Raw genomic sequence first — 21,816 nt, forward strand, 5'->3', positions numbered from 1 at the left:
TTAGTAAAATGGCAGATTCAATTTTTGACAGCTTTCCGTCCGGACATATTCTAATAGAAAATAGGACCTTTAATGAAATTTTAATAGAACATGATTTCGAAAGAGAGAAAGACATTACATTTAATAATTGCACATTCAAAGAGTTTGCTAGTTTTGAAAACTTTAAAAGTCGAGGATTTAGCTTTAACGACTGTCACTTCGATAAAGGTTTATACATTGGCAAGTCTATTTTTTATTCAATAAGTTTTTACAAGTGTAATGCAAATCATATAGATATTGTTGCAAATGAATCATCCAATATATTCTTGCGAGAATTAAACGGAAATAGGATTGAAATCAATGGCGATTACGAAGAGATTAGTTTTATAAAAAGTACCGCAGAAGAAATGCTGCTAAACAATGTGAACAGCATTTATTCACATAGGGGATCTTCAATTAATTTTAGGGATCTAAATGTTTTTAAGAAAACCAGGATAGAATGCTCTGCAAACTTTTCGATGATATCTTTTAAAGGCGGCACTTATGATTCCGTTTTTTTTGAGGGCGAGTTTAAAAAGAAAGTGCTTTTCAGTGGTAAATTTCAAATAAAAAATCTGTATTTAGATACTTGCGTATTCAGTAATAGAATAGATTTTGAAAAAGGCATATTTGAACATGTGAGTTTTTATAGGAGTTTGTTTAAAGGCCTGGTTCTAATAAATGATGTAGATTATTTAAGTAATATACCTAGAAAGTTAGAGATACAGGATCTTACACTGCATTCCTGCACTTTTGATAAGGACATAACGATCAATATCAGAAAAATTAAGAGGTTTGATACATCGAACTGCAATTATCTGGAGGTACTCAATGTAAATAATTTTACGGAGGATAAGTCAAATTTAGTGATGATTGGAATGTCAGGAGTAAATAAAGGGACAATAATATTTGAAAAATCTTTTGCTGATTTTACTTTCTTCGGCATTAATCTTGCCAACATTTTCTTAAAGGATTTAGATATTTCTTCATTTTATTTGTCTGAATTTCAAAACACTGGATCTCTTTCTTTTTTGAATATAAAATCGGGACAACATTTTGTAATTCAGGATTCCATATCGGGAAATTTAAATTTTCTAAATTCAGACATAAATGTTTTCGGTGAGATTATCATAGCGAACAGCAATATTGACGGCGCAAGCTTTAACCGCTTTCCAAAAAAAATATTGGCAGCAAGCAAGTTTCCAATAACCGGTTATGGAATTACAGACAAGTCTTCAAAAAACCATAATTTAAAGAATGTATATAACCAGCTAAAAAAGAATGCGAGACTTAAAGGAGATATTGACAGCGCAAATAAATTTGAGTCCCTGGAACACAGGAAATTGCTTTTAAGTAAAAAGCTCAGTTTTGACAGTTTTCTTCTGTTTTTCAATTTAATTTCAAACAATAATGGCAGAAGCTGGTTTCAGGGAATAATTTTTACATTAGCAATTGGATTACTATTTTTTATATTGTATTTAAATACCTTAGGCATTCGTTTTACAACGGGTGGCTGTTATCAAGATTATGTTTTATTTATTACTTCATTTCCTAAACTCCAAGTTGAAAGCTATTATAATGAGAGCTGGATTACGCAATTAGTTATCTGGTTTGGAAGGATTTTTATCAGTTACGGAATTTATCAAACGATTGCTTCATTTAGAAAGTATGGAAAGGCTTAAGTAAACGTGGACGTTTCGTAATATTTAACAAACAAAAATTCATAAAAATAAATATTTTTTATTATTTTTTAGTTTACAATAGTTTTTTATTATATTTGTTTAGGTGATTATCAAAATATTTAATACAACTGTTATGAATCAGAAAGAATTTTTTGTAGAAGGGCACAAGTTCGTTTTAAGTTATCTGAATAAGGAACTGCTAGACCAGATGTTAAAAGGTAGGGCTAGGGCATTTGACATCTATTACCAGCCAGAGGGGGTTGAAACCGAAACTCAGACAGAAGAGCTTTTGGAAAGATTTGAAGATGATTTTTTAAAAGAGATATATGCAATTATAAACCAGAATCCGGAATGGTATGAGCGCTTCGAGATATTCCGTAGCTTTGATGGAGGATGGGGCGGCGGATATAACGATTTTGGCAGAGCAGCCACGATTCATGCTAACCGCTGTCTGGTGATGTATGCAAAACAATAATCCTCTGTTACTTGCTAATTTCCATATAGGTTTCATTTTGGAAACTCGTTTTCGGTTCCTTGAAGAAAGGTGTGTTTGGTAAACCAGCCCAATTTCTTAACATCCTGTCTGATCATTTCTTCATGCTGCGGTGTGTACTTTTCCAATTTATCGATGTAGGCAAATAGGAACCTGTGGCTGCTGTTGGCCGAAATTAGGATCATTGACTTGCTTTTGTAGCCTGAAAAGAGATTGCAGCTTTCTATTGCGAGATTGTTTAGGTCATTTATCATCTCAAAATCCATCTGATCGGTATAAAAAGTAAGCAGAACTCCAACACCGTCATAATCGCCAAATCGCCTTCCAAAAAAAAGCCCTGTGGAATCTTTATAGCGATTATAGAATTCGAAATAACTGTTGGCAATGGAGCGTCTAGTCAACCTATCAAATGACAGCAACGCTTTGGCAAGACCCAGTCTCATCGTAGTTATATTCTGCAACAGTTCATCTTTTAGTATTTCATTCTGGACAAACCCGTCTATGAAATAACTGGCTCTGTCTGCTTTTGCTTTATTTTTTACTTCCTGCTTGGTTGCGAAGGAATCCCAGTCTCCATCTATTTGAAGAAAAATCCCGTTTGCATCCTCATTGAGAGCCTGCGGAAAGTTTCTCGTATTTTTGAAAAAGTGCGATAAGAGATCTTTTTCGGTGCCTGAAATCAGGATGTAGTTTTGTGTCAGCTGCTCATGGAGCTTAAAGAATTCCTTCTGAGTTTCAACAGGAAAATCATATTCGTCGCCAGGCATGATTATAGTTGTCTTACCCTTAAAAAGTCTCTCTCTTTTTTCAAGATAATCTATAAAATCGGGAATTGTATCCAGCTGACCAATAATTGTTTCAAATGAATCTCTATCAAAAAGAGTCACATAATCATCATTTTTTGTGGTCTGGTTAAAGGGATAAAACTTTACGCCATCCCCAAGATTTATCACAATTCTGAAGACTTTATTTATCTGCTCTCTAGGAAAGGTTTCTATTTTCTTATCGGGGTGTTTTATTTGCACTTCGGTTGCACTGAATAATGTGCGGCATGCACCATGGATTTGCTTGACTGCCTTTTCAATTGTATTGTTGAAATACCTGAAATGGTTTCCCTTAAATTCGTAGTTTTTAACCGAGATGACAATCAGTACGGAATTGAATATAATCATTAGATCGCAGATTTCCTTTTTGTCACCATTCTCATATTTGGGACCTGGGTAGCACCAGTATTTAAGAAACGATTTGTATGCCAAATTGTTTACAAAGTCTTCACCTATCTGCCCTTTATCATCCATAGTGCACGTATTTTAGATTAGGTATGAAAATACTTAAAAATCTTGAATACTTTAAAATTTTAAAAGGATTTTTGATATTGAAGACCAATCTTATGAATATCTTCTAATACAAATTCCTATTCTTTTGCATTGTCGTTGATTTGTACTTGTTATTGTATCGTAGCAGCTGGTTATATCATTTTCAAAATCTATGATTTTTGCTCTAAATCGTTCAAGAGTGTCCATAACTAGAGGCAAATGTGTCCAGACTTTAGATCACTACAATAATTCATCCAGAATTTTTTCCGATCTGCTTCGATATTTGTAGTCGCTTAAAATATCATCGAATGACTTAAGCAGCTGCTTTCTGTAAAATTTACTCTTCTGATCGTTTTGTTTCAGCGCATTGAACGCTCCGACGATGAATCTGGCCAGTTCATCATTGTGATAAACCCTATAATCTTCAACATTCAGCTTGTTATTTGCTATAACAAAATTAAAAACTTCAATTGCTTCGATTATATTCTTAGAACATTGATTTTTTAAATATTCAATAAAGTCGCCTGTGATTTTATAATAGGGCATTTTGATGATGCTTTCTAAAAAGCTTCGAATTTCATTGATATCTATGTCTTCAATAGGCAGATGATCAAACTCTAAATTGTTTTCAAGGTCATCTTGAGCAAATTTTATAATTTTTCCTAACAGAAGTTTTGATTTTTCAGGAGCTGAATTATTAAAATTGAAATGTTTCAGAATATCCCTTAGACCTGAATTTCTGGACGACGGACTATTTTCTAATAATTCGATTAAAAGTGGTTCTGCTTCCTGTGTATTTCGTAGATAGGAAAAATAGAGAATTGAAAATAACATTTTGCTATCGTCTTTTCCTAATTTATCGCATCTAATAAGTTTTTCAAAGACTGGAATTAACGAAACAAAATTATCTTTTACCATGTATTGCATTCCCCATATGCCCGAGGCAATGATATATATATCGTCTTCACTAAGCAGGTATTTAATAAATAAGGAATATGATCTCTTTAAATGCAGACTGTTCAAATGGGCAAATTCATGGATTACTAAAGCTTTAGCGTCTCTAGGTCCATCTTTTAAGATTTTTTCAGCAGTTTCAAATATGATATCCTCATAAAGAGGTGTTTTACAGTTCATCATTGCTTTAATCGCCATGCCATAGTCGGAATTTAAGCCTCTGTGAAAAAGCCCTTTTATGGTTGTCTGAATTTCTAGATCCTTGTAAACTCTCTGGTTTTTCCATTGCAATGCATTCTCTTTCAAATAAAAGATTATAAAAGTGTCGTAGATTTCACTTTCCAACAAATATCTAGCTATGTTTATCAAATTGTAATCATATTTCTTTTCCATTGTTGAAAGAACACTTTTAAAAAGTTCGAAAACTGTCAAAGGATCATACCTGCCTTCACATAGTCCCGCTAGGCCGGCCAAAGGATATGATCTTTCTATAATGGGATTTAGTATGGCATGTCGGACAATCTCTTCAAATTTTTTATTTGCGAATTTTTTTGCGTAATCTCGAAACGCATGTGAATGCTCATAAATTCCACCTTTTAGATGATCTGATCCTGAAAAAGGAATGTTACTGTTGTATTTTAAAAAAGATTTGAGCCACTGTCTAATTGACATTCTTTCATATGCATCATCATCAAGAGGCCTATGGACGAAGCCTGCTATTCCTGTTGTTGAACGAAATTTTGTATAATTCCAATGTTTGACCTTACGATGAAGCTCATTCTGTAATTTTAGCAGAGCAGCATCTGCATCAATGGTCTTCTGAGGTATTACTGATAGAATTACAAATTGTGTCAAACCCCATCTGCTGACGAGCTTCGGTTTCTCTCCAAAGGACCAAATTCCAACTTCACCCTTAATTCTGATCAATGGTATTTTTATTAAGATTTCCTGCTTTTGTTTTGTATTCATTTCGGCAAAGGCTGTTTCAAAAACTGCAAGAAACTCCGTTCCAAAATCACTTGAAGCAAGATAAAAGTTTTCTTGAACAACATGAAAGAATAGATCGAAAACAATGTCTTTGTATGCTGTTTCATTATTCTTCAAAGCAAATACAAGCAGGCGCAGAATTACAGCTGATGCAGATTTTTTATTCGCATTGACAAAATGCATAAATTTATCATTTTTTTCTTTTGCCATTAATCGAAGGCAGTGGGCTGCCTGCCAGTACAAGTATTCTTTTCCATATATAAAATAATCGTCTTGAAGTTCTACCTCGGTAAACAGCTGGTCGCTATCTATGTTTTCGTAGATGTACTCATTTTTATCCAAATCTTTTTTGATGATATCGATCAAATAATTGAATACGGTCGTTGGAATACTATTTGAAAGCTCGTTTAAAAGCTCTTTTCCCTGATCTTTAGTCCTGCTTTGCTGATCGAGAAAACCATCATCCAGATATCTCTGTTTGAATTTTTCAAAACAGAACTGCGGATCATTCTTTGCCATATTTTTTAGGACCATAAAATATCCAAAAGAATCACTAATGTGGAAGTCTGAGCACTGTTCTAAAAGTGTATAAGCCTGTCTATTTGACCAATCAGAAATACGCATTAATATCTCTTTTTTTAAATAATCTTGTTTGTATTTGAGAACAAATTCCCATGCCTTTTGTTCATTCTGTTCTATAAACCTGTTAAAAAACCAAGAGATTATCATTTGAATGTATTTCAGCATCTCCTCCGGGATATTGTTTTTTCCGCATGACAGTTGATCATCCAAAACGGTAAAAACCATTTTTTTTTCAATAGCCAAATACAGCCATTTCACTGCTGTTGCATGTTCAAAAAACACAAGAAGGAAATTTGGATCTATTTTTGTTGTATTAACTACGAAGTCAAGCTCATCAATTGTTGGATTCTCCTGCGTCAGCACAGTTATAAACACCATCTGTTTGATATGAAAGAGTATAGTCTGATCATTAAGAATTTGATTTATAGTTCTTGCATAGTTGATTTTGTCAATCTCTCTTAAATACGAAAGGATCATTTTGACAGCCGATCTTATAAAAATAGACTGTTCCTGCTCTAGTATGTAGTCGATTAGATTCCAGTTGTTTTCGACAAACTGTTTGGCAAATATAAAATCGTAAAACGTCTGATGGAAAAACTGTATCTGTTTGTCTTCCTTCTTCAATAGACGCTGGCTTTCTAAATACTTTAGTTCCTGATAATTTTCCTCAAAGTTATGTTCGCTAACTGTTATGGACTGCTGTTCAAACATTTTGCTTGAAATCTGGTACAAAAGGATTTTAACGGCTGAACTTTTTACAGGAGCATAACTTTCAATGGATAGGATTTTTTGCTCGAATAATTCTGAGTATAGGCCCTGAAGACTGCTAATTGAATTATAATTCGGAGCAAGTTTTTTTGCAATTCTTGAAAAAATATTCAAATGGTTTGGAGTGCGCAATAATTGGAAAAGTTTATTATTTAGCTGTTTACTGGTTATATTAATTTTTTCCAGCTGATGCAAAACCTGGCTTTCATCAAGAATTTCTACATTGATAGTTTTGAGGTTCTTATAGATTCGCAGTGAGGAGTCATGATTAAGATCAAAGATCCTAACTGATATGACAAGCCTTATCTTCGGATCATGTTTAAAATTTTGAATTAGCGTATTGAATACCTGCAGAAAGTTGCGATCGGCAGACATTGATTGGGACAATGCATCTATTTGGTCTATAATTATTACAGTTTTATTGTAATTTGCCTTACATTGATTTACAAAATCGATTATGGGAATCGAAAGTCCCACTTTTTCTTTTAGATCAGTTAAATTTGCAGCATGTAGCTTATCGGCTTTCAGGCCTAAAACCGGTATTTCTTGAGCAGTTAGGGCATCGTATAAATCTTTGAGAATAACGGTTTTTCCCATTCCCGCATTTCCTGCCAGCAGACAAATATTCAATTCTTTTTCCTGAATGTTTTTATCTGCAGGCGAATTCACCCAGTCTAACAATTGTGCAGTCTCTTTTCTTTCAATGTGGCTGTCAAAAATTTCTTCAAACTCATTGAGTTCCATCTGTAGGCTTGAAGAACCGCTTATTAATTCGCTGCGTAAAACAGGCTCATCAAGTATTTGATTAATATAATTGGATACTTTTTTTTCAAGCTCCTGAACTGCTCTATTATCTACAACAGATTTTACTTCAAAAAAAAGGGGAATAAATTTTAAGCATTCAGGCTCAGATAGAAGTATGTCGAGATCAGCAGGAATTAACGTTTCCACTGTAATCAATTTAATTATTCTGCGCACCTCTTCCAAGGTGTCAGGAAGCAATAATGATTGTAAAGTTGGCTGCTTTAAGTTTTTTACAACCCATTTCTCAAAATTATTTTCGTTATCAACAAGATGCTGTAAACCATCAATGAAATCACGGCAGTCTGAATCCAAGCCATTGGATACTACAATGTAATAAGTAAATTCAGAAGGATTAGGAATCAGTCTGTTATCCAAAAGACTATTGAGGATAAATTTGGTTATTTCCTCTCCAAAAGCTGATTTTTTGAGAGGCTCTTTATATTTTTTGCACTGTATAATTCCTGTTGACACTCCATTTGTAAAAAATGCGCAGTCTCTTCCTTTATCTCGAACACCCGACATCAAACTCACAGAATCATATAATTGAAACTTATTTTTGCCAATCAATGTATAGCTAATACTATAAAGTAATTCTTCAAACCTTCGGCTGTCTGCAATTTCATTGTAAGGAAAAGATTTATTTGCCAATGCCAATGGTTTATTGATATATGCTTCGGTAATTATTGGTGGATTTGAATATAGAATATCTAACATTAAGAATAAATAGATGTGTGATAAGATGTAAAGTTAACAAATTGCAGAACAGTTTTAAATTGCACTATGCTTATTTTGATCCTTTTTATTAGTGATAATATAGTAATTTTATTAATGGTAAATAAAAAAGAAAAATGACACCTTTATTTGATAAAAAGTCATTCCAATCACTTTAGGTGAAATTGAACCAATTGATATGTTAAGAAAGAATAAATTAAATTAATTAATACTGGGATAACTATGTTCATATTCTCTTTGTAGGTTAGTATGGCAAAATTTTATTCTCAGGTTAATTCTGTTTTGATTTGAATAGATACTATAGAACCAACAAATATATAATTATATGAAGTCAGCCTATTTATACGTTCGTGTAAGTACGGACGAACAAAAAAGAAAAGGTTACTCCTTGCCAGAACAGGAGGACAGATTATTAAAGTATTGTAAATATTACGATATCGAAGTCAAAGGAATTTACCGAGAAGATTACTCAGCCAAGAATTTCAATAGGCCAGAATGGAACCGATTGTTTTCAGAAATCAAAAAGAAATCTTCAGGAGAAGACAAAAATATACTATTTATCAAATGGGATCGATTTAGCCGCAATGTTGAATATGCCTACGAAATGATTGGAAAGCTCCGGAAATACAAAACAACAGCAAAGGCTATTGATCAGCCAATTGATTTTTCTGTGCCGGAAAGCACAGTAATGCTGGCTGTATATTTGGCTGTTCCGGAAGCAGAAAATGCGAGAAGGGCTCAAAACACTTCAAATGGCATTCGTCGGGCAAAGCTGATGGGCAGACATCCTAGTAAGGCACCGTTAGGATTTATCAATTTGACAATGATGGATGGTAGGAAAGGTATTGCTCCTAAAGAGCCCGAAGCCGAAATTATAAAATGGGCTTTTTATCAAGTTGCGAGGAACGATCATAAAATATCCAAAATCATTAAAATAGTCAATGAGAAAGGATTAGTATGCTCAAGATCGCACTTTTTTAGGATTTTACATAATCCTGTTTATTGCGGGCTTATACCGGTAACACTTGACTCTGGTAATGAGGGAGTGGTAAAAGCATTACATGAGCCATTGATATCTGAGTCATTGTTTAATCAGGTTCAGTCTGTTATCAATACAAGAAGAAGAATTACTGCCAAGAAAGATGATTTACAATCATTATTTTTTCTTAGAAGTTTTTTAATATGCCCTGTTTGTAATCGAAAACTTAGCGGAAGTGTTTCAAAAGGCAGATCAAAAAACTATCCATATTATCATTGTCATAATGGATGTAGAACAAGAATAAATGCATTATTCCTTAATGACCGTTATTATAACAAGCTTCGACAATTAATGCTCTCAAAGAATGCAGTTGAATTATTTAAAAAAGTTTTGGAAGACCAGAATATAAAAACACAGAAAGCAAGTTATTTATGCACTCAAAAGGTATTGGAGAGGAAAATAAATGAGGAGGAGCTGACCCTTTCTCGAGGCAGAAAATTATTTATAGCTGGAATATTAAAAATTGATGACTACAACCAATTAAGAAAAGAGAATCAAGTCAGCACTAAAAATCTTAAAAAGGAAGTGCATGATATTGCCGTTAAATTAAAAGGGATTGATAGAAAAAATCAAATAGAAGAAAAAGCATTAGTTGAAATCTTTCAAAGATTTTCTGAATTTGAGGCTTCAGATAAAAGACATCTTGTAAATCTTATTCCACCGACGGAAATTAATTTTAAAACAGGAGATCTATCTTTAGGCTTAAATCAAGCATTTTTAAAAATATTATCAAAAAAAAGAAACCGAAAAAACAATAGAAAAAATGAATTTCATTGAGAAGAATGTTTCAGTAGAGAAAGCCGTTATTATTCTTTCCAAAAACGGTATTCAGATAGATGAGAAGGAAGCTAAAATTATTTTAGAATTACTGTATTTAGTATCAAAAAATTACGATAAACCAAAAGAGAAAAAAATCCTATATCCTTAACGGGATTTCGAACCATCGTTCAGCTTCGATTAAATCTCTGATAGCGCCACTTTAAGACTGTTTATTTCAAACAGACTAAGAATTTCTTGTGAAAAAATCGAACCACAAATATTAGGCTGTGAAGGCTTGAAAAATCTACACATTAGGGCATAAAAAAAGAGACAACTATTTGCTAGTTGTCTCCTTAAGTGACCTCGACTGGATTCAAACCAGTAACCTTCTGAGCCGTAATCAGATGCGCTATTCAGTTGCGCCACGAGGCCTTTTTGTTATCAATTAGCTATTTTTTTGTAGCTTTGTTGATTGCTTATTGCGGGTGCAAAGATAGACATAAATGTGAGATAAACAAGAGAAAAATAACAGAAAATTAAAAAAAAATGAAGATTGAAAATTATATACGTGATATTCAGGGATTTCCAAAAGAAGGAATTTTGTTTAAAGATATAACTCCTTTACTAATTAACCCAGAAGCGCGAACAAATTGCTTAAAAATCTTGGTTGATTCATTAGAAAATCAAAAAATAGACAAAGTTGTTGGTGCTGAATCGCGTGGTTTTTTCTTCGGAATGCTGCTTGCGCAGGAATTAAACGCTGGATTTGTTCCAGTAAGGAAACCAAAAAAGCTTCCGTTTGATACGATTTCTGCGTCCTACGAGTTGGAATATGGAACAGATAGCTTAGAAATGCATACCGATGCTATTAAAAAAGGAGATCGCGTTTTAATTCATGATGATGTTCTAGCTACTGGCGGAACCGCAAAAGCAGTTTGTGAATTGGTGGAGAAATTAGGAGGCGAAATCGTGCAATGCAATTTCTTGATGGAATTGACTTTTTTGAACGGAAGAGAAAAAATTGCAGCGTATCCCGTTTTTGCCGCATTAACGTATTAGTCTAAACAAAAACAATTTTATGCTTAATGGCATAAAGCACTAGTCCGATTCGGGTTTTTATTTCCAATTTATCAAAAAGCGATTCTCTGTAGCCGTCGATGGTTTTTGGGCTTAAGCACATTTCTGATGCAATTTCTTTGTATGTCATTTCGGTGCAGGCATGTTTAATAAAAACAATTTCTTTTTCTTTTAAAGAGATTCTTTTATTATCGCTGTTGACTTTGTTGATTAGCATTCCAGAAACAAGTTCGGTGAAATAAAAACCCTTTTCGACAACGCATTCAATCGCTTCTTTAAAAATCTCGGGCGAAGTATCTTTTAGCAGATAGCCTTTTGCTCCGTTTGTAATCATTTTTATGATAATTTCTTCATCATCATTTACAGACAAAGCAATTACTTTAAGATCGGGTCTGTTGTCTTTGAGCCATTTCATGGTGCTTAAACCGTCCAGAACAGGCATATTGACATCGAGCAGAATAAGATCAATTTCGGTAGAATTATTTTCTTCAATGTAGTCTATAAAAACTTTTCCGTTTTCAAAACGTTCTATCACTTCATAATCGCCAAAACTCTTAATCAGCAATTCAAGCGACTGCGAAAAGAGCAAATGGTCGTCTACAATTATTATTTTTCTTTTAGCGTTAGTCTTCATGGTCTTGGGTTAAAGGATATTCGATAGTTACACTGGTTCCGGTGCTGTCTGAATCAAGGATTAATGCGGCACCAATAAGTTTTGCCCTTAATTTCATATTATTCAATCCGATTCCTGAATTTGACTTCTTAAGATCGTAACCAATTCCGAAATCTTTTAATTTTAAAGTGAAATGAGAATCGGTAGTTTCGATATGAACATCAAACAAATCGCTTCTGGAGTGTTTTAAGCTGTTATGAAGCGCTTCTTGGAAAATTCTATAGATAATGAGTTCATGTTCCTTATTTATGGCTGGAACTGGCCCGATTTGATTAAAATTGAATTTAATCTTTTTAAGTTTCTTGATCCTTTCTAAATCCTGCTGAATGGCTTCGAGAAAGTTGTTTTGAAGAAGATTGTCTTTGTTTATAATTCGCGAAAGAATTCTTAATTCGTCTAAGGATTTTGCTAAAACAGCTTTTAGATCCTTAAGTTCGTTTATTTGTACATTTTTACTACTAATGCAGATGTTAAGCTGCATAATAGCCACCGAAATAATCTGGCCAATATTGTCGTGCAATTCTTTACTGATTTCAGATAATGTCTGGTCTTTTATTTCGATTCTCGTTTTAACCAATTCGGATTGGAAATACAAATCGGCTTCCATTTTTTCTACTAAAAATTTATTTTTCTTCTTTAGAAAATAAAAGAAAATAATAAGCAGAACACCAACTAAGGTAAAGAGAACTATACTCAGGGAAATGACTAATAATTGTATTTCTTTTCGCTCCATATAAATCCAATTATAAAACAACTATGTGTCAGAAAATTTAAAATAAACAAAACCAAACTAAAAATAGAATCGTCTTGTTTGATTAGAAACAAGTTAATAGCCAGCATAAAAGGTGTAAAAGGAACATGAAAAACGAGTATACCGAGAATATACCAGAAAAATACCGATTTTTTAAAATTCAATATTTTTTCTGAATTAAAAATCTCAATCAGATAAAGGCAGGATAATATTAAAACTAACAATACACCAATTGCAAAACTATAGGTAAAGGAACGGTTTATGTCTTCTTTGAAATATAAAATATTCAAGAAAAAAGACATCATAAACAAAATTAAAAATAGAACAGCCGAATTTCTGTGGTCTTTTTTTGTAAGAAGGGCTCTTAGCAGCAGGATATAGGCAGAGAGGCTGGCAAACATATAGGAATTGTAGACATAAAAATTGAGCAAACCCGTCCATGAGGTAAAATAATAGCCCACAATTTCAATTACAATAGAAAACCAGATCAAAATTACTAAAAATTTAGCTTTATTACCAGGAAGTTTTGGCAACGCAAATAAACCAATCGTTCCTGACAATAAAGCCATATAGATGATATAAGATCTTAAGAATTCGAACATAATTTTTTTAGTATAATAAGCTTGGAGGTCTTCCGATGTTTCCGTAATTCATTGGCTCAAGGCTCTGGATATCAGAAGACATTTCTTGCATTAAAGCAAAACTTTGCATTTGTGTGCTTTTGTTTTGTGTTTTTTTTCCTGTAGGAACCAAAAATAAAGTGGTCAATCCTGCTTTTTCTCCATGTGCCTCGTCGTCTGGATATACCCCAAAATAAAAACGGATGCCGTCTACATCATAACCGTCTTTCGCTCCATTAGTTTTGATATAATGAATATAATTTTCCAGTTCTTCTAGAGAATACCAGATAGCATTCGCATCTTCTTTTTCTGCTTTTTTTGCTGTTAGCGAAGCTTTTTTATTGTTGTAATTCACATTTAATTGTCTAGCAAATTCTTTTGTGATCAACTGACTTGGTTTTGCGGGTTGATTTTTCATAGTTTATTATTGATTAATTGGTTAAATGTTTAGTTAACAGCTTTTTGAGTTGTTATGCAAGACAAAATTATTTGAAACGAAAAATTCCGGCAAGGGGAAATATACCCTTTTTTGATTAGGTAAAAATATTTAAAAAATTGGGTTAAAGTACTGTTACATAATAATTTGTAAAAATAGAATTTTACATCGTCAGTTTTAAGGTAAAAAACAGGCAATCATAAATGTAACCTATTAAATAATCAATTAAATTTTTAAATTATGTCACAACCAACACCTCTAGGTTATCCTCATGCAGGAGCCGGAACAGTAGAAATTCTTTTAGAAAAAGAAGACGGAGCAGATTATGCAGTGCTTTTTTCGCCAGATCCTAATAATATGTTATTACGAGATGCCGGTCTGCCAATGCAGTTTTACTATTATCCAAAAGCACCACGTCTAGCTAAACACCCAGATGGAAGATTTAAATTTGCGATGCAGGTTTTTAAATCAGAAGGAGATTCTTCAACCGTAATTGGAGCCGAAGGATTAGAAGAAGAAGCAGGGGCATACACTACTTTAACCAGTACAATAGATTTGCCTGAAGCATTATTGAAAAAAGCAATCGATAAATTAAAAACAAAATTACATACCAGCTACAATAATCAGAGACAATCAAAACTGTTTGGATTATTTTCTTTCCTAAAAGGTGTCGATCGCGATTTTAATGAAACCAATGTTAGACCTATTCAGTTAACAGAGAATACGATAACGATGCACGTCGTGGGCGAAAAATCCCCAAACAATCCTTTTGGTGGAGCAAATCCTTGGACATTCAATATTCAGGGCGAAGGAGCAGGAACTACATTTGGATTAGGAGATAACGCACTTTCTGTGCTTATGGGGCGTAACAGCGCTTCGTTAGTAAAAAATGCATTAGAATCTGGTTCTAATAATCTGGTAGTCGAAAACAAAATTAAATACAAAGGCTACATGCCAACAACCACTATCAGAACAGAAGTTAAGGCGCAAAAAGTGCATAGTTATTTTTCGGCAAAAGCAGATGTAAGTGTAGGATTTGTTAATGTGGACTGGGAAAGTGAATATGAGAAAATCGTGACCGAAGGCGGTATCGTAAGCGAAATTATTACTGATAACCAGTTTTCTAATGAAGAAAGAAAAAAAGTAGAGGAGGCGCTTTTTACCAAACAAAGAGATTTTGCATTTCAACTGCTGCAGAAACAGATTTTTGATGTCGCAGATAAGCAATTTACACCTGCGTCAGCTCCAGAAAAGTCAGGAGGGCTTTTCAGAATACTGTTTGGCGGTGCAAGTGTAGGAGTAAGCTTAAAACATGGAAGTCAAGTTAGAAAAACTGATTTTGCAGACGAAATCAAATTTTCTGCGGTCGAAGTTTTAGATTCAAAAATCAGTGGAAACTTAACACCTTTAACTTTAAAATCTGGCGCTGAAGCAAAAGCAGATTTGAAAAACTACATTACCGAAATTCAATTGGATGAAGATTTCTCAAAAGTACAAGTGATCGCATCTTTAAACGGAGGTTTAGTTAAATTGGATAAAGACAGTGATATTGTGAATGATAATCCGGTGAGTCAAGTTTCTATTGAAGTGGGATATCCAGATTCTAAAGGCAAAATAATCTGGAAAAGTTCAGGCAGAATGATTGCGCCAGAAGGAACTCCGTATGTGAAAAATGTCAGCAGATCTGGTAAAGAAATCGATGCAATTTTCCCTGCAACCTGGAACGATAAATCCAAAGAAAAAAATGCTTTTGTATTTGATTTTGTAAAAAACAACGGCTCTTCTAAAGTTAAAGTAAAACAAGAAGTAATGTACGAGAAAGACAAGAGAATCAAGTTAAAAGACACAACGAGAGAATATGAATTTGAAGGAACTAAAATATTCGTTCCGCTTCCGATTCAGAACATGATCAATTATACGCTTTCTACAGAAGCGCTTTATGATTGCGACACTCTCGAAGTAACTTTGAAAGCAGATAAAATGTCTTCTAAGAAGTACAAATTTACAGTTGATAATTTTGAAGATGCCATTCCTTACAGAGCGTGGTATGAGGCAGATTATACGGTGAAACCGACAGAGTATAAAGTAAAATATACTTGCAACGGTAAAATTGGCAAGAAGTCTAAAAAAGTTTCTGTTTCAACAGATTACATCAAACTTGATTATCAGGAAGGCGATGTTCTGTTTGAAATTCCAACAGGAACAGACGCTCAAAATGCCGATATCGAGAAAATCAGAGCTCCATTTATGGAATAATTTTTTTGAGACATTTTGCAAAAGGGACGTAATGTCCCTTTTGTTTCTTAACTCATCACTTAAACCTAAACGTCATGCCAGATTTAAATACATTTAAGCTTAGCGGAACCAAATTGGTTCCTGTAAACCGATTCAATCTCGAGCCTGCCAAACCCAGTACGGCATTTGCAACTGCGACACTTTTAAATAATGCTGAATTTAAGGTAATCGAGCATCCTATTATTCATTCTATAGATATTAAATCCATTCTAGTTTTGCCACTTATTGAAAATTATTGTCCTTTGATAGAGGGAGATAAGGTTATTACAGAGAATGATTCCTTTAAGGATTATTTTAAAAATGAAATTACCTTATTTTTTCCTCAAGTAGAAGTAGAACCTAACAACGGAACGCTGTTTTATTATGAAGAAGTGCCGGGCAAATCTGCCGATGAAGGCGGATTTATGGGAAGAGTTACATTGAAATACAGTATTAAAAATAGACCATTGCAAGCCAACGAGAAAAGTATCGATTTAAATTTTAGACAGGCCGTTTTGAATTTAAAAGTAAAAAATGATATTGTTAGAGTTAACGGAACTGTAAATACTGCCACTCAGGAAATTCAGTTTGATTTAATTGATGAAGCTGTAAAAATTGCCTTTTCGAATTTAGTTTCAAAAATAAGCGATTTAATGTGCGATGTTGATTTGTTTTTTGACTTTAAAGGATATTCTAAGGTAAAACGTAATTTTTTGTTTGCGAAAGATATAGCGGTTTTAAGAAACCCAATTATCACTAAAAATGATGTAACAGCCAAAACAACTTTACAGCCAAAAGCAACGCTTATATCAAGTCCGTTAATGGTAAAAACTACGAGAACGGGAACGGTAGCGCCAAAAATGGTAATTTCTGGAATTAGAAGAGATAATGATATACAAGCCGAGGTTCAAGAAGAATATGTAAAAAGCACTTTTCTGCTTAAAATCAATAAAACGGTAAATTATCCGCGTGTACCCAATGCTCAGACAAGTTTATACTGGAATAACGAAGGCCCGTTTTTTAATAATCCTTTTAATTTAAATGAAGATTTTTCGGAGTTTAAACAGATATTCGTCTCAGGATATAACTTTAGCCAATTATCGATTTATAAATCAATGGTACAGCCTAATACATTTTTATTGATTTCTAAAATTTACAGCCTCTCCAAAGATTTAGATAATATGAGGCCTTGTGTGACGACTATTTTTCATGCATACGAAGAAGGCACTGATACATCTGAAGAAATTTCGAAGATCTCTTTTCAATTTGCTGTTCGTCCGAATCTTTCCAATTATGATCTTGCGAAGCTGAAAATTGCTTTATTGCAGAACAATTTTATTGATGGTGATGCAGCCGATTATTTTGATAAGGTTCAGTTTCTATTTCCTAACGATGTTGGAGCTGAGTTTGAGGTAAATGGAAACTACTTTCTTCAGCAAGCATTGATTACGGCAGATGGAAAACATTATATTTTTGATCTCTCAACCGAAAATTTGTCGGAAGCCAGCATTTTAATCAATGCGTTAAACAATACAATTTCGCAATATGCTAACATCAATTTTAAATACAAAGAAATAAAAGATACAAGCGTAATCGAACTAAATCTTGAAGAAACTATCGGAGAAATTGTCGAAAGTTTGATTGATAATCCGACGAAGAAAATTCAAATCAACAATCAGTCTATTTCAAACTGCAAGCTCAATTCTATTTTGCTGCTTTACAATCAAAATGCAACATATCTGAACAGTGTTTTCTTTAAAAATTATCCGCAGCTGATAAGTAACGATACTAAATTTCTTGATTTTACGGCATTGAACCCAAGTTCTTCGGGCGAATTGAAAAATGTATTTTTTGATTTTGAAAATATCGAAAATATTAGTTCTGAGTTTAGCCAGATTGTTTCGCAATCAACATCTTATAATAGGTATGTTCAAGTTCAGATTAAAAGCCAGACAGCTGCAACGACAAGGATAACGGTTGAATTAACAGTTCAGGAAACGGGAAGTAAATTTGCAATCGAGCGCTTAAAATCTGAATTCTCGACGCCTATATTGTTCAATTTTATTATGAAAAACACATTGAACAATACGACACTGATTTCATATAAAGTTAATTATTTTGACAAAAATGATAATCTCACAGGTTCTAAAAACGATGTTTTTGATTTTTCCAAAACATCAATTCTCACCATAAATAAAAAATAATGAGAACCATAAAAGCAGGCACAAAATCTCCCGAAGTTTATTATTTAAACGAGCTTTTGTCCAAATTAAAGTACGGTGTAATTGTTTCCGATTATTTCGGGACAGAAACAGATAAAGCAATCAAGGATTTTCAGTTAAAAAACAGTCTTGTCGTTGATGGAGTAGTGGGACTAAAAACTTGGTCGGCACTTTTAGAGAAAAATAGCAATGGCTTTTCGGCAAACAGTAAATTATTGTCAGAACAGGATTTAATCGATTTTTCAAATCAGTTTAATTTAGAACTCGCGGTTGTAAAAGCGGTAAACGAAGTCGAAAGCAATGGAAAAGGTTTTTTGATCGATGGTCGTCCGAAGATTTTATTTGAAGGGCATATTTTCTGGCGAGAACTGGAAAAAAGAGGTGTCAATCCAAGAATTTATGTCAATGCAAATACACAGGATATTTTATTTGAAAATTATACTAAAAAGTACTACGTTGGCGGAACAGCCGAATATGTGCGTTTAGAAAAGGCAAAAAATCTTGGTACAGATAAAAAAATCGCAGACGCAGCAAATAGTTCGGCTTCTTGGGGACTTTTTCAGATTATGGGTTTTAATGCAGTTTCCATCGGTTACAGTAGTGTTGATGAATATGTAGAAAAAATGAATAAGAATGAAGGTGAACATTTAAAAGCTTTCGGTCTATTTCTCGAAAAGAATAATTTGATTGGATTGCTGCGAAACAAAAACTGGGGTTCATTTGCTTTAAAATACAACGGACCAGCTTACAAAACCAATAAACACGATGAAAAGTTGATGAGAGCGTATCAGAAATATTCTAAATGAGTTTGTTTCAGGTTTGAAGTTTCAGGTTTCAAGTTGATAAACTTTGGGTGTAGATTTACCGCAAAGAACGCAAAGGTTTACGCAAAGAACACAAAGTTTAGCGAACCTTGCGTAAACCTTTGCGTTCTTTGCGGTTAAAAACCTGAAACCTGAAACCTGAAACCTGAAACTTCAAACTTGAAACAAAAAAACAAACCCGACAAGATCTTAGACCTGTCGGGTTTTTTATTTTAGAACTAGAAAGAATCTATCTCAAACTAGCACCAAGCTCAGTTTCAAAAGTCTGCTGTAATTTAGACATGATTTTGTCAATCTGAGTATCGGTCAAAGTTTTAGTATTGTCTTGAATAGTAAAACTCAATGCGTACGATTTTTTCCCTTCTGGTAATTTATCACCTTGGTAAACATCAAATAAGTTAACGTCTTTTAAAAGCGTTTTCTCTGTTTGTTTTGCCAAGTTAAAGATACTTTCGTAAGTCGTGCTTTGATCAATTAATAAAGCCAAATCTCTACGTACTTCTGGATATTTAGGAATTTCAGTGTATTTAATTTTTCCAGTAATGATTTTTAAAACCAAATCCCAGTTAAAATCAGCGTAATAAACATCTTGTTTAATACCGAAATGCTTTAAAATTGGCTTTTTAATAACGCCCATTTCAACCAAAACATCATTGTTATATGTGATTGCCGTTCCTTCAGAATAAATATCAGATTGAACTGGTGCATTCGAAATTTTTTCAATTCCTAAACGAGATAAAATAGCTTTTACATATCCTTTCAACAAGAAGAAATCTGTTGTTTTTTGCGGACTTGTCCAGCTTTCTTTGTTTCGGTTTCCAGAAACTAATAAAGAAAGGTGTTTATGCTCTTCATATCCGTTTAAATACTTGTGATATGTTTTTCCGAATTCAAATAATTTTAAATCCGAATTTTTTCTATTGATATTATAAGAAACAGCTTCTAATCCAGAAAACAATAAAGATTGGCGAAGTGTCGCTAAATCACTACTCAACGGATTCAGCATCGATACATTATGTTCTTCTTTTAATGAAGTCGATAACTTTGCATACGCTGCAGTTGTCAATGAGTTAGCCATCATTTCGTGGAAACCTTGCGAATTCAACTGAGAAGCAATTACGTTTTGTACTTTGTAATCTTCTGTTCTTGGTGAATTTGCTACAGTAGCATTAAATTTCTTAGAAAAATTAATGTTGTTATAACCGTAAACTCTCAAGATTTCTTCGATTACGTCAATTTCGCGCTGAACGTCTACACGATATGCAGGAATCGTTAAACCTAAACCAGTATCAGAAACGCTGTTTACTTTAATATCTAAAGAAACCAAGATTTTTTTAATCGTATCTTTTGGAATTTCTTGTCCGATAATTTTAGAAACATGGCTGAAATTCAATAAAACAGAAAAATCCTCTACTTTTTTAGGATAAACTTCCACAACATCAGAAGTGATTTTTCCACCAGCAACTTCCTGAATTAAAAGCGCTGCACGTTTTAAAGCATATTCTGTAATTGTTGGATCAATTCCTCTTTCAAATCTAAAAGAAGCATCAGTGCTTAATTGATGTCTTTTGGCTGTTTTACGAATGCTTACTGGATCAAAATAAGCACTTTCTAAGAAAATAGAAGTAGTTCCTTCAGAAACTCCAGATTTTTTACCTCCAAAAACTCCAGCAATACAAAGCGGGCCTTTTTCGTCGCAAATCATTAAATCTTCTTTGTGAAGTGTTCTTTCAACATCGTCAAGAGTTACAAATTTAGTTCCTTCAGCAGCTGTTTTTACAATAATTTTCCCGTTGATTTTGGCAGCGTCAAAAGCATGTAAAGGCTGCCCTAATTCATGAAGAACATAATTAGTAACGTCAACAATATTATTTTTTGGAGTTAATCCGATAGCTTTTAAACGGTCTTGTAGCCAGCTTGGAGATTCATGTACAGAAATTCCAGAAATAGTTACACCACAATATCTTGGAGCTAAATGAGTATCTTCAACATTTACATCAATTTTAAGCGTACGCATGTCAACTCTAAAATTGCTTACAGAAGGTGTAATCAATTCTATGTTTACGCCACGCTGCAACATTCCCGCTCTTAAATCGCGCGCAGTTCCAAAATGACTCATAGCATCGGCACGGTTAGGTGTCAATCCAATTTCGAAAACTTCATCATTTGCAATTTGAAAAACTTCAGAAGCAGGAGTTCCAGGAACTAAATCCTCAGCCAAAACCATAATTCCGTCATGGCTTGTACCTAAACCTAATTCGTCTTCAGCACAGATCATTCCGTGACTTTCCTGTCCGCGAATTTTTCCCTTTTTAATGGTAAATTCGGCACCTTCTTTATCGTATAAAACGGTTCCAATTGTTGCAACTGGCACTTTTTGTCCTGCAGCTACATTTGCAGCACCGCATACAATTTGTACAGGAGCTTCTAAGCCAATATTAACGGTAGTAACTTTCAATCTATCAGCATCAGGATGTTTTTCGCATGTTAGAACGTGTCCAACAACAACGCCTGCTAAACCTCCTTTTATTGACTCGTATTTTTCGACAACTTCAACCTCTAAACCTAAATCTGTTAGTAATTCAGAAGTCTGCTCAGATGTCCAATCTGTTTTAATAAATTGTTTTAACCAGTTGTAAGATATTTTCATTGTAGTTCTTTAATTCTTTGTATGAGGTTACAAATATAAGGATTGCGCATTGGAGTAGGAAAAAATTGAGTAGTTTTTTCTAGTTGTTTTTAATTGACCGAAAAATGCTGCTTACTAATTATTTAGCAATTTATGGATTGAAATTTTGATAAATG

At 33.6% G+C, this 21,816-nt stretch carries 15 protein-coding genes and 1 tRNA gene; 8 read left to right on the forward strand and 8 right to left on the reverse strand.

What is annotated here, in order from left to right; all coding sequences use genetic code 11:
• The first annotated feature begins 8 nt into the window (after positions 1 to 8).
• Both OZP10_RS20345 and OZP10_RS20350 read left to right on the forward strand, forming a co-directional pair.
• Positions 9 to 1,700, forward strand: a complete 1,692-nt coding sequence (locus OZP10_RS20345) for a hypothetical protein (RefSeq protein ID WP_281632500.1) — start codon at positions 9 to 11, stop codon at positions 1,698 to 1,700.
• Positions 1,701 to 1,833: 133 nt separating this feature from the next.
• Positions 1,834 to 2,175, forward strand: coding sequence for a hypothetical protein (locus OZP10_RS20350; RefSeq protein ID WP_281632501.1), 342 nt, complete (start codon positions 1,834 to 1,836; stop codon positions 2,173 to 2,175).
• A gap of 32 nt (positions 2,176 to 2,207) precedes the next feature.
• Here the strand turns inward: OZP10_RS20350 and OZP10_RS20355 are convergent, their stop codons facing one another.
• On the reverse strand, positions 2,208 to 3,491 hold the full coding sequence (locus OZP10_RS20355) for a hypothetical protein (RefSeq protein WP_281632502.1): 1,284 nt from the start codon (positions 3,489 to 3,491) through the stop codon (positions 2,208 to 2,210).
• A gap of 258 nt (positions 3,492 to 3,749) precedes the next feature.
• Positions 3,750 to 8,318, reverse strand: a complete 4,569-nt coding sequence (locus tag OZP10_RS20360) for an AAA family ATPase (protein WP_281632503.1) — start codon at positions 8,316 to 8,318, stop codon at positions 3,750 to 3,752.
• 343 nt (positions 8,319 to 8,661) lie between these two features.
• Between OZP10_RS20360 and OZP10_RS20365 the strand changes: the two genes are divergently transcribed.
• The gene (locus OZP10_RS20365) at positions 8,662 to 10,152 is read left to right on the forward strand and encodes a recombinase family protein (RefSeq protein ID WP_281632504.1); all 1,491 of its coding nucleotides are present in this window, start codon (positions 8,662 to 8,664) and stop codon (positions 10,150 to 10,152) included.
• Entirely contained in the window at positions 10,139 to 10,303 is a 165-nt protein-coding gene (locus OZP10_RS20370) for a PTS sugar transporter subunit IIBC (protein ID WP_281632505.1), read from the forward strand. The genes OZP10_RS20365 and OZP10_RS20370 overlap by 14 nt, the downstream gene beginning before the upstream one ends.
• 189 nt (positions 10,304 to 10,492) lie before the next feature.
• On the opposite strand, the gene OZP10_RS20375 is transcribed toward OZP10_RS20370, so the two are convergent.
• Positions 10,493 to 10,566: transfer RNA gene (locus tag OZP10_RS20375), tRNA-Arg, on the reverse strand.
• 114 nt (positions 10,567 to 10,680) lie between these two features.
• Between OZP10_RS20375 and OZP10_RS20380 the strand changes: the two genes are divergently transcribed.
• Positions 10,681 to 11,193 carry an adenine phosphoribosyltransferase gene (locus OZP10_RS20380; protein ID WP_281632506.1) on the forward strand — a complete coding sequence of 171 codons (513 nt, stop codon included), beginning with the start codon at positions 10,681 to 10,683 and terminating at the stop codon, positions 11,191 to 11,193.
• Between the two features lies 1 nt (position 11,194).
• Here OZP10_RS20380 and OZP10_RS20385 read toward each other — a convergent pair whose 3' ends face one another.
• The 4 genes from OZP10_RS20385 to OZP10_RS20400 are packed head-to-tail and all read right to left on the reverse strand — an operon-like array spanning position 11,195 to position 13,673.
• Entirely contained in the window at positions 11,195 to 11,845 is a 651-nt protein-coding gene (locus OZP10_RS20385; protein ID WP_281632507.1) for a response regulator transcription factor, read from the reverse strand.
• Positions 11,835 to 12,617, reverse strand: a complete 783-nt coding sequence (locus tag OZP10_RS20390; protein ID WP_281632508.1) for a sensor histidine kinase — start codon at positions 12,615 to 12,617, stop codon at positions 11,835 to 11,837. Before OZP10_RS20390 ends, OZP10_RS20385 begins: the two co-directional genes overlap by 11 nt.
• Positions 12,590 to 13,237, reverse strand: a complete 648-nt coding sequence (locus OZP10_RS20395; RefSeq protein WP_281632509.1) for a hypothetical protein — start codon at positions 13,235 to 13,237, stop codon at positions 12,590 to 12,592. The genes OZP10_RS20390 and OZP10_RS20395 overlap by 28 nt, the downstream gene beginning before the upstream one ends.
• A 7-nt stretch (positions 13,238 to 13,244) precedes the next feature.
• Positions 13,245 to 13,673, reverse strand: a complete 429-nt coding sequence (locus tag OZP10_RS20400; protein ID WP_281632510.1) for a hypothetical protein — start codon at positions 13,671 to 13,673, stop codon at positions 13,245 to 13,247.
• A gap of 258 nt (positions 13,674 to 13,931) precedes the next feature.
• Between OZP10_RS20400 and OZP10_RS20405 the strand changes: the two genes are divergently transcribed.
• The 3 genes from OZP10_RS20405 to OZP10_RS20415 all read left to right on the forward strand — a co-directional run bounded on the left by OZP10_RS20405 (position 13,932) and on the right by OZP10_RS20415 (position 18,993).
• Positions 13,932 to 15,947, forward strand: a complete 2,016-nt coding sequence (locus tag OZP10_RS20405) for a hypothetical protein (RefSeq protein ID WP_281632511.1) — start codon at positions 13,932 to 13,934, stop codon at positions 15,945 to 15,947.
• 74 nt (positions 15,948 to 16,021) lie between these two features.
• Positions 16,022 to 18,169 carry a hypothetical protein gene (locus tag OZP10_RS20410; RefSeq protein ID WP_281632512.1) on the forward strand — a complete coding sequence of 716 codons (2,148 nt, stop codon included), beginning with the start codon at positions 16,022 to 16,024 and terminating at the stop codon, positions 18,167 to 18,169.
• Positions 18,169 to 18,993 carry an N-acetylmuramidase domain-containing protein gene (locus OZP10_RS20415; protein WP_281632513.1) on the forward strand — a complete coding sequence of 275 codons (825 nt, stop codon included), beginning with the start codon at positions 18,169 to 18,171 and terminating at the stop codon, positions 18,991 to 18,993. Before OZP10_RS20410 ends, OZP10_RS20415 begins: the two co-directional genes overlap by 1 nt.
• A gap of 247 nt (positions 18,994 to 19,240) precedes the next feature.
• Here OZP10_RS20415 and pheT read toward each other — a convergent pair whose 3' ends face one another.
• Positions 19,241 to 21,661, reverse strand: a complete 2,421-nt coding sequence (gene pheT / locus OZP10_RS20420) for a phenylalanine--tRNA ligase subunit beta (protein ID WP_281632514.1) — start codon at positions 21,659 to 21,661, stop codon at positions 19,241 to 19,243.
• Between the last annotated feature and the right edge of the window lie 155 nt (positions 21,662 to 21,816).

Origin of the sequence: Flavobacterium luteolum (assembly GCF_027111275.1) — a bacterium.
GTDB classification, from domain to species: domain Bacteria; phylum Bacteroidota; class Bacteroidia; order Flavobacteriales; family Flavobacteriaceae; genus Flavobacterium; species Flavobacterium luteolum.